Source organism: Melittangium boletus DSM 14713, assembly GCF_002305855.1.
Taxonomy (GTDB): domain Bacteria; phylum Myxococcota; class Myxococcia; order Myxococcales; family Myxococcaceae; genus Cystobacter; species Cystobacter boletus.
Map to the genome: position 1 here is coordinate 2,174,717 of NZ_CP022163.1, position 13,426 is coordinate 2,188,142.

Genomic DNA, 13,426 nt, shown 5'->3' on the forward strand with positions numbered 1-13,426 from the left:
GCCCAACTCTCGTCGTCTCAGGGGTTTACACGGAGCGAACTTCCCGCGACCTGATGACACCTGTCACCACCTGATGACAGCAGTCCCCACTTCATGTCACCTGTCACCACCCAGTGGGCCCGGGTGGGACGAGGGTGGGCTCGTCACATCAGAGCGGGGAGTCGAGGAACGCGGGCCGGAACTCGGTCACCTGGCCGCCGCTGAAGGAGAAGCGGCCGCTCACGGGGGGACGATCGCCGTTGAGCACGTAGCCGAAGTCCAGGCGGAACGGGTAGGTGTTGAACTGGGGGAAGAGCAGCCGCAGGCCCACGCCCACCGAGTGCACCAGGCTCGGAGCCTCGTCGAACGCGGAGCCCGCGTCATAGAAGAGCACTCCGCCCAGGTGCACCGTGTAGAAGACGAGCGGCCGGGTGCGGTACTCCAGGTTGAGCAGCGCCAGGCGCTTGCCGGAGTACGCCTCGGGCGAGGCCCCGCGCAGACCGTTGCCGCCGCCGAGCAGCAGCACGCGCTCGTTGAGGTCATCGCGGTTGAAGTCCAACAGGGCCCGCGCCACGAAGCGGCCCCCGAGCACCTTGGGGGACACCTGTTGCGCCTCGGCGGCCCAGCGGCGGTTGGTCCACTGGCCCCGGGCCTCCCCCCCGAGCCACTGGCGCACCGAGGCCGCCGCGGCCAGCGTGGTGAGCGCATCGCCCAGGCGGGCGCGGTAGCGCGCGGTGACGGCCACCTCGGCGAAGGTGCTCGCGGAGGAGAGCAAGGCGGGGGCATAGCGCGCCGTGGCCGTGAGGTAGTGGCCCACCTGGAAGTCCTCGGAGAGGGCATAGGAGTCCACATCGCGCATCACCTCGTAGCGGGTGTCCCAGAGGCGCGCGTAGGCGAGCACGTAGGTGGCGTTCTCGCTGCGGGGCAGCAGCGTGTCGCGCAACCACGTGCGCTGGGCCTCGTCCAGCCCGGAGTCCCGAGGGGCCTCGTAGCGCCGGTGATAGGCCCCCACGCCACCGCCCGCGTCCACCTTGAAGCGCGAGCCCCAGGAGCGCAGGTACAGGGAGCTGCCGCTCAGCTCCTCGGCGTCATAGACGTAGGGCACCGTGCCGCCGCTGGGATAGGGCAGTTGCCACACGTCGGCGCCCCGGAAGACGCGCACGGGCTGCACGCGCCACGCGCCCTGCACCTGGAAGCTCCAGGGCGTGGAGAGCGAGAAGAAGGGCCGCGACACCAGCACGCTGCCCTTGGAGCCCTCGGGCTCACCCGAGCGCGCGAAGATGAGGGAAGCGCTCTCGGTGAGCGACCAGCGGCTGCCCAGCAGGCGCGGGTCCACGTAGCTCTGGCCCAACGTCAGCGAGTCCCGGCGCAGCAGGAAATCCAGCGCGACCTTCTTGTTCAGCCCGAGGAAGTTCTGCTCGGTGCCCTGCAGACGGAGCGACTGCACGAGCGGCCCCACCAGTTGGACGTCCTGGTTGAGCCGCAGCGACCACAGGTCCTTGGTGACGATGAGCAGCGACACCGTGCCGGGAGCGGGGCCCCGCACGGCCAGCACGCGCACCACCGCGAAGATGCCCAGGCGGCGCAGGTTGCGGGCCGTCTCCAAGGCGAGCGCGGACGAATAGGCCGCGCCCTCCTCCAGGAGCACCTCGCGCCGGATGACGTGCTCGCGGGTGCGCACGTGGAAGACGTTGAGCAGGGAGGGATAGGGATCCGAGTCGGCGACGACGTCCTCGGACACCACCTCCACCGAGGCCAGGGGTTTGCCCTCGGGCTCGGGCTCGAGCACGAGGCCTCGCTGCTCGAGCCCCCAGCGGACAAGCGCGTCCTCATAGCCCGTCACGGGAGGGGACGGGTTCGCCGCCAGCAGGGGCGCGGCGAGCAGGGCGAACCAGACGGGCGGCATGTCCAGATGCTGGCACGATTCCGTCAATCGGAATACGGTAGTGAACAGCTCTCCCGGACCTCGGATTGGAGGGGATTCCCGATACAGTCCAGAAGGGAGACAGTGCCGCTCATCGAGACGCTGTTCTCCGTAACGTCCGGACTCAACGTGAAGATTCTCCTGGTAGAGGACAACGAGGACATCCGCGAGGGACTGACCGATCTCCTGGAGAGCGAGGGCTATTCAGTCGTCGGCAGTGGATCGGCGGAAGAGGGACTGGAGCAACTGCGGACCGGGTCCTTCCAACTGGTCATCACCGACTACATGCTGCCGGGGGAGAATGGCGGCTGGATGTTGGAGCAGGCCGGGCGCGAGCAACGGCTTCGCGACACGCCCGCGGTGATGATCACCGCCCACCCGCGCGTCAAACCCCCGGAGGGCGTGCGTCTGGTGCACAAGCCCCTGGACATCGACGACTTCCTCCAGTTGGTGGACGACTTCCTGCACACCACGCCGCGCGCCGCCGTGAGCGCCTAACGCGGCACGCCGCGCAGGTCCCCCGGACGCAACAGGGGCAGCGGCTCGCGCCGGGCGATGGCCGCCACGATGCGCGCGAGCTGGTCCACGCCATCCGACAGGGCCGCCGGTCCTGGCTGGAGGATGAGCGAACTCTTCACCTCGTAGAGCTGATCCTCCACCACCGCCGTCACCCGCTCCCATCCCGGCCGGGAGGCGATCTTCTCGCGCTTGGCCTTGCGGCCGCACCAGCTCGCGATGACGCCCTCGGGGTCGCGCCGGGCCACCTCGGCGGGCTCGAAGATGCGGCCCTTGGCGTCCTGGCGCAGCCGCGACTCGCGGCACACGTCCTCCCCGCCCACCAGCTCCACCAGCTCCGAGCACCAGCGGATGCCGGAGATGAGCGGTTCGTGCCACTCCTCGAAGAAGACGCGGGGACGGCGCGGCAGGTGCTCGGCGGCCTCCGCGTGCCGGGCGAGGTTCGCCTCCAGCTCGTCCGCGAGCCGTTCGGCTGGCTCGGCGCGTCCCACGAGCGCGCCCACCACGCGCACCGTCTGGAGGATCTCCGCGAGCGAGCGCTGGTTGAAGAGGTACACGGGCACCCCGCGCTTGCACAGCTCGCGGCCCAGGTCCGCCTGCAGGTCGGAGAAGCCCAGCACCAGGTCCGGCTTGAGCTCGAGGATGCGCTCGAAGTTGGCGTCCAGGAAGGAGCTGACGCGCGGCTTCTTGCGCGCCTCGGGGGGCCGGACGGTGAAGCCCGAGACGCCCACCACCAGGTCCCCCGCGCCGATCCGGTAGAGCGTCTCGGTGGTCTCCTCCGTCATGCAGATGATGCGCTGGGGGTAGCGCGGCGCGGAGGAGAGCAATGCCCGGAAGCGGTCGGTCATGGGGCCGGCAGTGTAGTCCGGCCCCAGGCCCGGGCTCACGAGTTGTAGGCGGCCTCGCCGTGCTGCGTGGCGTCCAGGCCCATGCGCTCCTCTTCCTCGGAGACGCGCAAGCCCACCGTCTTGTCCACGATCTTGAGGACGACGAGCGTCACCACGGCCGTGTAGGCGCCCACCACGAGCAGGGCCAGCGCCTGCTTGCCGAGCAGCGCGGGGTTGCCGGCCAGCAGGCCGTCGGCGCCCGCGGGGTTGAGCGCGGCCTGGGAGAACACGCCCACGAGGAGCGCGCCCAGCAGGCCGCCCACGCCGTGCACGCCCCACGCGTCGAGCGAGTCGTCGTAGTGCAGCTTCTCCTTGAGGAGCACCGCGCCGTAGCATACGCCGCCGGCGAGGATGCCGATGACGAGCGAGGCCGCGGGCGACACGAAGCCGGCCGCCGGGGTGATGGCCACCAGTCCCGCCACGAGGCCCGACACCATGCCCAGCAGCGTGGGCCGCTTGCGGAGGATCCACTCGGCGCTCGTCCAAGCGAGCGCCGCCGCGCCCGCCGCGATGTGCGTGGTGGAGAACGCGAGCGCCGCCAACGGGCCCGCCGCCAGCGCGCTGCCGGCGTTGAAGCCGAACCAGCCGAACCACAGGAGCCCGCCGCCGAGGATGGTCATGGGCAGGTCATGCGGGATGAAGCGCTCGCGCCCGAAGCCCAGACGCTTGCCGATGTAGATGGCGCAGATGAGCGCGCTCAGGCCCGCCGTCCAGTGCACCACCGTGCCGCCCGCGAAGTCGAGCACGCCCAGCTTGAAGAGCCACCCGCCCTCGGCCCACGTCCAGTGCGCCACGGGATCGTACACGAGCGTGGTCCACAGGAGGGTGAAGAGCACGTAGGCGCTGAACTTCATGCGCTCCACGAACGCACCGGAGATGAGCGCCGGGGTGATGATGGCGAACTTGAGCTGGAAGGCCATGAAGACCAGGTGGGGGATGGTGCCCCGGGTCTCCGTGGTCACGTTGTTGAGCATCAGGAAGTCGCCGCCCCCGATGAAGCCCCCGTGCGTCTGGCCGAAGGCGAGCGAGTAGCCGAACACCACCCACTGCACCGTCACCAGCGCCATGGCGAAGAACGAGTACATGAACGTGGCGAGCACGTTCTTGCGCCGCACCATACCGCCATAGAAGAGCGCCAGCCCCGGCGTCATCAGCAGCACCAGCGCGGAGGCCATCAGCATCCACGCCGTGTCACCCGAGTTGGCCACGGACTCGGCCGCCTGGGCGTGCGCGAGCGCCGATGTCAACAGACAGAGCAGCGGCGCCAGGCGCCGGATCCCTCTCATTCCTCGATAAATCTCCATGTCCGCGCAGCGTGCCTTGACGCAGCGCGCAAGTCCAATCTCCTGAGAAGAGGGGTCGCGCGACGCGGCGCACCAGGGGGCCCCGGCTCCGGGTGAAGCCCAGGCGGACCCCGGGCGGAGCCGGGACTCGCTCCGACTTTTCGAGTCCCCCGGGTCTGGTGGTAGCATCTGTCGCCCAGTCTTCATTCCACACCGCCCACCGACGGGGGAGCGCATGGTCCAGAATGGCGCACCGCCACAGAGCGCACCGGCCGACGCCGGAGATCCCCTGCTCGGCCGGGTGCTCAACGACAAGTTCCGCATCGTGGAAGTGCTCGGGGCGGGGGGCATGGGGCGGGTGTACAAGGCGGTGCAGTCGCCCCTCGAGCGCATGGTGGCGCTCAAGGTGCTCAACCCCCAGTACAGCGAGGGCAAGGATCCGGGCTTCCAGAAGCGCTTCTTCATGGAGGCGGCCGTCACCTCCAAGCTGCGCCACCCCAACACCGTCACCATCTTCGACTACGGGAAGACGGACGACGGCGTGCTGTACATCGCCATGGAGTACCTGGAGGGGCAGACGCTGGCGCATCTGCTCGCCAACGCGGGCGCGCTGCCATGGATCCGCGCGCTGAACGTGGCCCAGCAGGTGGCGCGTTCGCTGCGCGAGGCGCACCGGGTCGGCCTCATCCACCGCGACCTCAAGCCCGCCAACATCATGGTCCTCGCGCAGGAGGACGACCTCGACGTGGTGAAGGTGCTGGACTTCGGCCTGGTGAAGTCCTTCCTGGCGGACCGCGAGGGCCCCCAGGACGTGGAAATCACCCAGGCGGGGGTCATCCTCGGCTCGCCGCTGTACATGGCGCCCGAGCAGGCGCGCAACGTGTCCGACCCGCGCAGCGACGTGTACTCGCTGGGCGTGGTGATGTACCAGATGATGCTCGGCCGTCCGCCCTTCACGGCGCCCCAGAGCATCGACGTCATCTTCAAGCACATCAACGAGGCGCCGCCCTCCTTCACGTCCATCTGGGCCACGCACGACGTGCCCCCGGACGTGGAGGCGCTGGTGATGCGCTGCCTGAGCAAGCGCCCCGAGGAACGCTTCCAGTCCATGGACGAGATGCTGGAGGCCCTCCGGCGCTCCGCCTCGGCCGCGGGCCACAGCGGCGTCTTCTCCGCGCCGCGCACGCTGGGAAACAGCGGTGTCATGTCCGTGCCCGCGCTCGGGGGAGAAGTCCTCTCCGGGCCGAGGACCGGTCCCCTGCCCGCGCCCAACACCACGGGCGCGAACACGATGTCCTTGGACGTCTCCGTGGAGGAGGCGCCCCGGCCGTCCCGCATGACGCTACCGCTGGCCCTCTTCGCCATCTCGCTGCTGCTGGGCCTGGGCGTGGCCGCGGTGATGACCCTGAGGGCGCCCGAGCCGGCGTCCGCGCCCGTCGCGGCGGCGCCCGAGCCCGTCAGGGCCCCCGCCCCCCTGCTCCGGCGCCCACGCCCGTTCCCGCCGCGCCGCCCCCGGCCGAGGTGGCCGCGGCCGAGAGCGATCTGGAAGAACTCACCCCGCTCGTGCCGGAGCCCGGCGCGCGAATCCAGCTCACGGTGTCGAGCGAGCCGTCCGGGGCGACGGTGATGTACGAAGGCCGCGTGGTGGGCGAGACGCCCATGCAACTGCCCGTGCCCCCCGGCGCGAATGGCCGCGCGAGTGCCCGTCTGACCTTCACCCTCGATGGCTATCAGCGCGCCACGGCGCTCGTCGAGGGCAGCGGGCCGGTGGTACGTTTCAACCAGAAGCTGCTGAAGAAGAGGAGCGGCACCCGCCCCCCGGCGGACCGGAAGTCCTCTGGGTATAAGGACGACCCCTACTAACAATGCTGAAGAAGATCGCCTGGAAGCGAGCCGGCACCCTGGCTCTGGTGCTGTGCGCGGGGACGGCCTGGGGTGACGCTCGCCTGGAGGCCCGCCGCCACTTCCGCAACGGCATGAGCCTCATCGCCCAGGGTCAGTACGACTCGGGTATCGCCGAGCTGCTGAACGCCTACGCCATCAAGCCCCACGCCAACGTGCTCTACAACATCGCGCGCGCCTACCAGGACGCGGGCCGTGTTCCCGAGGCCGTGGACTACTACCGGCGCTACCTCGCCGCCAATCCGCCCGACTCGGCCCCCGTGGCCGCGACGCTCGCGAAGCTGGAAGAGACGCTGGGTGACCCCCGCGAGGAGCCGGCCGCCGAGGAGAACAAGGGACTGCCGCCCATGCCTCCCCCGCCCGCCAACACGGAGGCGACCAAGACGCTCACCGCGTTGATGGAGCGGCTGGAGAAGGCCATCGCCCGCGCCGAGGCCCTGCCCGCCACGCCCGGCCCCACCCGGTCCACCGCGGACGCGCCTGGCGCCGCCGTCGCGCTCCAGACGGGAACGGCCCCGGGAGAGGACGAGGGCGAGGTGCCCTACGAGGAGCGCGTGGTGACGGCCAGCCGCCGTGCGCAGTCCTCGCTGGAAGCGCCCAACGCCACCACCGTCATCACCGCCGAGGACATCCGCTTGTCGGGCGCCCGGAGCCTGCCGGAGCTGCTGCGGCGGGTGCCCGGCGCCGAGGTGATGATGATGGGGCCCGCCAGCGCGAACGTGTCGCTGCGCGGCTTCAACCAGCGCCTGTCCAACAAGGTCCTGGTGCTGGTGGACGGCCGCTCCGAGTACCAGGACTTCCTGGGCATGACGCTCTGGTCCTCCATCCCGGTGTCGCTGGATGAAATCGAGCGCATCGAGGTCATCCGAGGTCCGGGCAGCGCGCTGTACGGCGCCAACGCCATGTTGGGCGTGGTCAACATCATCACCCAGGCCCCGGGCACGGGCCCGCGCGCGCGCTTCCAGGGCTACGCGGGCAGCGGCAACGTGGCGGGCGGCGACTTCGTGAGCCACGGGGGCTCGGGCGCGCTGCGCTATCGCGCCTCGGTGGCGTACACCCAGGCGAACAAGTGGAGCCGGGACTTCGCCTCGGACCGGCCCGACATGCTCATCGAGGATCCCAACCCGGACCTGGGCGTGCGCAGCGCGCGCGCCACCCTGGCCACCACCTATCAGTTCGACGCGGGCCCCCAACTGGGACTGACCGGCGGCGTCAACCGGCTCTACACGGAGGCCTACCCGCTCGGCGCCCTGCGCAACTTCTACATGGACGGCGTGAGCGCCTTCGCCAAGGCGGACGCGAGCATGGGTCCGGTGAAGTTCAAGGCCTTCTGGAACCACCTCTCCGCGAACGCGGGGCCTCAGTACGAGGCCCGGGGCCAGCGCTCGCTACAGACCCGCGTCGACTCCAACGTCTTCAATGGCGAGCTGCTCATCAGCAAGACGTTCTCGCTCGCGGGCGAGCACCAGGTGAACGTGGGCGTGGAAGGCCGCCTCAAGCGCCTGGGCTGGGCCTACATGGAGTCGCTGCGCCAGGAGCTGCACGGCGCGGCCTTCGTGCAGGACGAGTGGCGGCTGGCCAACCCCTTCCGCGTGGTGGCCTCCTACCGTGTGGACCGGCACCCGCTGCTGGACAAGGGCTCGGCGGGGCTGGCGCACTCGCCCCGCGTCTCCGCGCTCTTCCTGCCCTTCGAGGGCCATGCGTTCCGCGCCAGCGCCGCCTCGGCCTTCCGCGTGCCCACCTTCATGGAGAGCTACGCGCGGGTGGGCTTCCCGCTGCCGGGCGTCAACGGCGCCAACCTGCTCACCACGGGCAACCAGATGCTCAAGCCCGAGCAGCTGCTGGCCTTCGAGCTGGGCTACCGCGGCGAGGCCCCCACGCTCGGCATCGACTGGGACCTGGCGCTCTACCAGAACACCGTGCGCAACCTCATCGACCTGTCCGCCGTGGTGCCGGTGACGGCGGGTGACGCATGGGACGCGGCCTCGGGCACGTACATCCTGGGCCGCTCCTTCTTCCAGAACGAGTCGGCCGTCTACACCGCGCGTGGCGCCGAGCTCGGCGTGTCCCTGGCGCCGGTGGACGGCCTGGGCATCCGCGTGAGCGGCGCGCTGCAGAACCTGACGTCCGAGGGCGGTACGGAGTCGCTGTGCGGCCCATGCAGCCAGGCGCCCCAGTTCAAGCTGTATGGCGGCATCACCTACCGCACGCGCCAGGCCCTGGAGCTGGGCCTGGACGCGGCCTGGTCCTCCGCCACCCAGTGGGTGGAGCGCGAGCCCACGGCGCAGGATCCCACCCGCATCGAACCCATCTCCAACGGCCTGGGCGCCTACACCGTCATCAACGCCCGGGTGGGCTACAGCCCGGTGAAGGATCGGGTGTCGGTGGCGCTCGTGGGCTCCAACCTGGGCCCCGCCCATTCCCAGCACCCCTTCGGCAATCGCATCGAGCGCCGGGTGCTCGCCCTGCTGACGGTGACGCCATGATGTCCTCTCGCCAGAAAACCCTGGGGGGCCTCGCCCTCGCGTGCGTGCTCGCCACCGGGTGCGAGCCTCCTCCGGTCTTCGCCACCGCGGATGTCCGTCAGCAGCAGCTCCGGTCGCGCATCGAGGGCCAGGTGGTGGTGCAGGGGCCGGTGCGCGGCAACGCCATCGTGCTGCTCTACGACGCCGAGCGGCCTCCTCCGCCCCAGGGCACGGGCCGTCCGGTGAGCTTCACCGTCATCCCCCGCGAACAGCTCTTCGGCCCGGCGGACCCGTCCGCGGTGGGGCCCTTCACCGCGCCCTACGCGTTCAGCCAGGTGGCCAAGGGGCACTACCTCGTGCGCGGCTTCATCGACGCGGACACGTGCCTGATGACGGGCAACCAGCAGCCCTGCCACACGCCGGACTTCATTCCCTGGTTCACCGTCACCGGCGAGCCCAACGCCGGAGACGTGGGCGGCGCCGCCCTGGACGCCTCGGGCAAGCCCCGGATCGTGGACATCTCTCCGCTCGAGGACGACTCGCTGCCGGCCGCCACCCACGTCAACGTGAGCTTCTCCACCGAGAAGACCCGGGTGCCCTTCGATCGCCCCGTCTTCTGGGTGGACGGCCCCTCGCGCTTCGAGCGCAAGCCGAGCACGCTGACGCTCAGGCCGCTGCAGTTGCAGGAGTCCGGCGTGGACCAGCGCCCGCCGTCCTTCTTCGTCCGGCTGGTGGACGACAACGAGGACGGCAAGCCGGATGACGCCAATGGCGACGGCTCGTTGGACCTGTGGCCCCGCGTCCTGGTGCGCAAGCTCACCCACGTCGTGGACCCCCGCAATCCAGCGCAAGGGCTCGCCGACGAGAACGACCTGGACCGCAACGGCGTCCTCGACGAGACCGGTGAGGATTACATCCGGGAGAACGGGAGCAAGGACGGGCAGCCGGACCTGGTGCTGCTCTCCGCGTCGTTGTCCGTGCCGCCCGAGGTCCTCGCCCAGTTGAACCAGAAGGTCGATGGCGCCTGGAGCTTCCAACCCGTTCCCTCGCCCATCCTCACCCTCAACTTGAATCCAGCGGCGATCGATGCGAGGGATCCCCGCCAACCCGTGCGCCTGCAGACGATCCCCCCCGGGCGCTACTCCATCACCCTCGTCCAGTTCACCGGCCAGACGTGGCGCGTCCCCAATGAATTGGACCCCTTGGTGGCGACCCCGAAGGATCTGCCCGCGACGGGGCTCCCCCCGGTGGCCACCCAGTCCTTCGTGATCGAGGTGCCATGAGTTCCGTCTCCCCGCGCCCTCTCCAAGGGAGCGTGACTTTGACTTCGAGGTGTGTGTGGGCGAACATGGCGGGCAGTCTGGTCGTGAGCGGGGGGGGGGAACACCATTGGGAGGTTCTTCGATGAAGTCGGCCACCGTTGTGCCCGAATCACTGGCGACAGCTGCAGCCCGTTCCCCGGCGGCTCCCACCGAGCCCGCCCGCCCATCCGTGTCCACTCCGGCGGTGACCCGTCCTGGCGAGCCGGTGCGTCCCTTCGGAGGGATCAACGCCGAGACGGCCCGCGCCTTCACGGCCGTGGCCAACACCGAGACGCGCCCCTTCGCGCGCCCGGAGCCCGGCGTGAAACCCCAGCGCGTGCTGCTCGTGGACGACAGCCGCTCCATCCGCACGCTGCTCAAAATCTACCTGATGGCGCGCGCCTTCGAGTACATCGAGGCGGAGTCGGCCGAGGCGGCGCTCAGGGAGCTGGACACGCAGCAGGTGGACCTCATCCTCACCGACTTCCACATGGATGGAATGAACGGCGCGGACTTCGCGGCCACGGTGCGCTCGAACAAGGATCTCAAGGTGTCGCGCATCCCCATCCTGATGATGACGGGCGATGCGAACGCCGCCGAGGTGCGCAACAAGGGCCAGAAGGCGGGCATCAACGCCTTCGTGCGCAAGCCGGTGAGCTGCGCCCAGCTCATGACGCTGGTGGACACCATCCTCCCGGCGCCCAAGAAGGTCTGAGCCCCGCCGTCAGGTGGCGGGCAGCGACGCGCGGGTCCGCCGCTTGCGTACGGACTCCGCCACCCGGACGGCGAGCAGCAGGCCCAGCACGCACGCGTACACGAGCGGCTCGGTCAGATCCTTCTTCACCCGCCAGATGAAGTGCACCACGCCCAGGGACACGGCCACGTAGACAAGCCGGTGCAACCGCTGCCAGGTGGGAAAGCCCAGGCGGCGCACCATGCGATTGGTACTGGTGACGGCCAGGGGCACGAGCAACACCAGCGCCAGGAAACCCACGGTGATGAAGGGCCGCTTCGTGATGTCCGCGAGGAGGGCGCCCCACGCCAGGCCCTGATCCAACACCGCGTAGGTGAGGAAGTGCATCACCGCGTAGGCGAAGCCCAACAGGCCCAACAGCTTGCGGATGCGTAGGGGCCACGTCCACCCGAACAGCAGCTTGAGCGGCGTGCACGCGAGCGAGGCCACCAGCACGATGAGCGCGAGCATGCCCGTCTGATGGAGCACGCGCTCGATGGGGTTGGCGCCCAGGGCACCTCGCGCGAAGTCGAGCGCCAGGAGCGCCACGGGGGACAGCCCGCCCACGAGGACGGCGGGCTTGAGCCAGGGGTAGGGAGACGAGGCCATGGGCGTCAGAAGTTCTCGCGCAGGTCCATGCCCGAATAGAGGCCGGCCACCTGCTCGGCGTAGCCGTTGAAGGGCAGCGTGGGACGGCGGCGGAACTCCCCGATGCGGCGCTCGGAGGCCTGACTCCACCGGGGGTGATCCACCTGGGGATTCACGTTCGCGTAGAAGCCGTATTCGCGCCTGTTGGCCAGGCTCCACGTCGTGGGCGGCTGTGTCTCCGTGAGGGAGATGCGGACGATGGACTTGATGCCCTTGAAGCCATACTTCCACGGCACCACGAGCCGCAGCGGCGCGCCGTTCTGGTTGGGTAACACCTTGCCGTACAGGCCCACCGCCAGCAGCGCGAGCGGGTGCAGGGCCTCGTCCAGGCGCAAGCCCTCGACGTAGGGCCAGTCGAGCGTGGCCGCCTTCTGGCCGGGCATCTGCTTGGGATCCATCAGGGTGGTGAAGGCCACGTACTTCGCCTTGCTCGTGGGCTCCACGCGCCGCAGGAGCCCCGCCAGCGGAAAGCCCATCCACGGAATCACCATGGACCAGGCCTCCACGCAGCGCATCCGGTAGACGCGGTCCTCCAGGGGGAACCAGGACTGGAGCGTGTCCATGTCCACGCGCTGGGGCTTGTTCACCTCGCCGTCGATGACGACCGTCCAGGGCCGGGGCTTGAGCGTGTGCGCGTTCTCGGCGGGGTCCCCCTTGTCGAGCCCGAACTCGTAGAAGTTGTTGTAGGTGGTGGCGTCCTCGTAGGGCGTGGGCGTCTCGTCGGTGTCGTAGGGGCCCCGGGGACGCGCCTTCTTGGGGGCCTCGCCCGGAGCGGCGGGCGGCGGCGCCAGAAGCTCCCCGCCATCTCCACCCGAAGGCCGGCGGCTGAGCAGTTGCAACCCCGCCCCCACCGCCGTGGCCGTGCCGGTGAAGAGCGCCGCGCCTTTGATGAGCTCCCGCCGGTTCAGGTACAGCGACTCGGCGGTGATGTCAGACCCAGGGGGCTCGGGCGGCAGATGGCGCATGCCCTTCATAACGCCCGGGAACGCCTCCGGTTACAAGGGGACGTCGGCCCGAGGCAACGGCGCGGGCTCGCGCACCCGGGCATCCCGGGCCCGCCACAGCGCCCACCAGGGCGTGGAGGGCGATTGGTGGTGCTCCCAGTGGTAGCCGAAGAAGTAGCAGGAGAGCATGGCCCACACGTGGTTGCGCGGCAGCGAGCGCGCGTGGTGGGGCGCCATGTCCGGCGTGTCCGGCCGCCGGTGGGGCAGATAGGTGCCAAAATAGAAGAGCTGGAAGGTCCCCGCCACCGCGGGCGCCACCCAGAAGGCCCAGATGCGCCATTGCTCCACGCCCAGCCACATCAGCACGTTGAACTTGAGCGCCATGGTGAGGAACTGCGGCCACGTCATGTAGCGCACCATGAACGTCGTGAACCAAGGGAGGAAAACCTGGGTCCTCGTGGAGAAGTCCGGGTCATCCGGACCCGTGGGGTTCAGGTGGTGCGCGCGGTGGTTGACCACCAACCGCTTGTAGGACAACCCCGCGAAGAGGAAGCAGGCGAGCGTGCCCACCGCCTCGTTCAAGCCCCGGTGGCGGCTCACCGTGCCGTGCATGGCGTCATGCCCGGTGATGAACAGCCCCGTGCACAGGTAGGCCTGCAACGCCATGTGAAACCAGGCGAGCGGCGAGGCGAGCGTCAGCTCGGCCCAGCCCAGCAACCAGAGGAGGTGGCCCAACCACGCCCCCATCACGGTGAGGGCGATGAGGACTCCCCAGGGACCGCGAGGTGCGTGGTGGCGCATACGGCCTCATCTCTCATCACGTTTCGCTCGCCGTGCACGGCGA

Annotated in this window: 12 protein-coding genes; 6 read left to right on the forward strand and 6 right to left on the reverse strand. The window is 69.8% G+C overall.

Annotated features, from left to right (window positions below; genetic code table 11):
* Positions 1-148 precede the first annotated feature (148 nt).
* The gene (locus MEBOL_RS09030; protein ID WP_095982664.1) at positions 149-1,885 is read right to left on the reverse strand and encodes a BamA/TamA family outer membrane protein; all 1,737 of its coding nucleotides are present in this window, start codon (positions 1,883-1,885) and stop codon (positions 149-151) included.
* Positions 1,886-1,987: 102 nt separating this feature from the next.
* Here MEBOL_RS09030 and MEBOL_RS09035 point away from each other — a divergent pair, with 102 nt between their 5' ends.
* Positions 1,988-2,401: a response regulator gene (locus MEBOL_RS09035; RefSeq protein WP_245919579.1), complete on the forward strand. Its 414-nt coding sequence runs from the start codon at positions 1,988-1,990 to the stop codon at positions 2,399-2,401.
* Here MEBOL_RS09035 and MEBOL_RS09040 read toward each other — a convergent pair.
* Together MEBOL_RS09040 and MEBOL_RS09045 are read right to left on the reverse strand one after the other, a co-directional pair.
* The gene (locus tag MEBOL_RS09040; RefSeq protein WP_095977039.1) at positions 2,398-3,267 is read right to left on the reverse strand and encodes a cobalamin-binding protein; all 870 of its coding nucleotides are present in this window, start codon (positions 3,265-3,267) and stop codon (positions 2,398-2,400) included. The genes MEBOL_RS09035 and MEBOL_RS09040 overlap by 4 nt on opposite strands.
* A gap of 35 nt (positions 3,268-3,302) precedes the next feature.
* Positions 3,303-4,592: an ammonium transporter gene (locus tag MEBOL_RS09045; RefSeq protein WP_095977040.1), complete on the reverse strand. Its 1,290-nt coding sequence runs from the start codon at positions 4,590-4,592 to the stop codon at positions 3,303-3,305.
* A gap of 232 nt (positions 4,593-4,824) precedes the next feature.
* Between MEBOL_RS09045 and MEBOL_RS09050 the strand changes: the two genes are divergently transcribed.
* The 5 genes from MEBOL_RS09050 (at position 4,825) to MEBOL_RS09065 (ending at position 10,972) form a co-directional block, all read left to right on the forward strand.
* On the forward strand, positions 4,825-6,216 hold the full coding sequence (locus tag MEBOL_RS09050; protein WP_245919581.1) for a serine/threonine-protein kinase: 1,392 nt from the start codon (positions 4,825-4,827) through the stop codon (positions 6,214-6,216).
* Entirely contained in the window at positions 6,216-6,452 is a 237-nt protein-coding gene (locus MEBOL_RS42655) for a hypothetical protein (RefSeq protein WP_245919583.1), read from the forward strand. The genes MEBOL_RS09050 and MEBOL_RS42655 overlap by 1 nt, the downstream gene beginning before the upstream one ends.
* 2 nt (positions 6,453-6,454) lie before the next feature.
* A complete protein-coding gene (locus MEBOL_RS09055) occupies positions 6,455-8,977 on the forward strand; it encodes a TonB-dependent receptor domain-containing protein (RefSeq protein ID WP_095977041.1) in 2,523 nt (840 codons plus the stop codon).
* Entirely contained in the window at positions 8,974-10,239 is a 1,266-nt protein-coding gene (locus tag MEBOL_RS09060) for a hypothetical protein (protein WP_342747754.1), read from the forward strand. Before MEBOL_RS09055 ends, MEBOL_RS09060 begins: the two co-directional genes overlap by 4 nt.
* A gap of 244 nt (positions 10,240-10,483) precedes the next feature.
* Positions 10,484-10,972 (forward strand): response regulator, encoded by a 489-nt coding sequence (locus tag MEBOL_RS09065; RefSeq protein WP_245919585.1) that lies wholly within the window; start codon positions 10,484-10,486, stop codon positions 10,970-10,972.
* A gap of 9 nt (positions 10,973-10,981) precedes the next feature.
* Here the strand turns inward: MEBOL_RS09065 and MEBOL_RS09070 are convergent, their stop codons facing one another.
* The 3 genes from MEBOL_RS09070 to MEBOL_RS09080 are packed head-to-tail and all read right to left on the reverse strand — an operon-like array spanning position 10,982 to position 13,383.
* Complete coding sequence (locus MEBOL_RS09070) at positions 10,982-11,599, reverse strand: protein-methionine-sulfoxide reductase heme-binding subunit MsrQ (protein WP_095977043.1); 618 nt, start codon at positions 11,597-11,599, stop codon at positions 10,982-10,984.
* Between the two features lie 5 nt (positions 11,600-11,604).
* Positions 11,605-12,603 carry a protein-methionine-sulfoxide reductase catalytic subunit MsrP gene (gene msrP, locus MEBOL_RS09075; protein ID WP_095982667.1) on the reverse strand — a complete coding sequence of 333 codons (999 nt, stop codon included), beginning with the start codon at positions 12,601-12,603 and terminating at the stop codon, positions 11,605-11,607.
* A 30-nt stretch (positions 12,604-12,633) separates the two neighbouring features.
* The gene (locus MEBOL_RS09080) at positions 12,634-13,383 is read right to left on the reverse strand and encodes a fatty acid desaturase (RefSeq protein WP_095977044.1); all 750 of its coding nucleotides are present in this window, start codon (positions 13,381-13,383) and stop codon (positions 12,634-12,636) included.
* Positions 13,384-13,426: the final 43 nt, after the last annotated feature.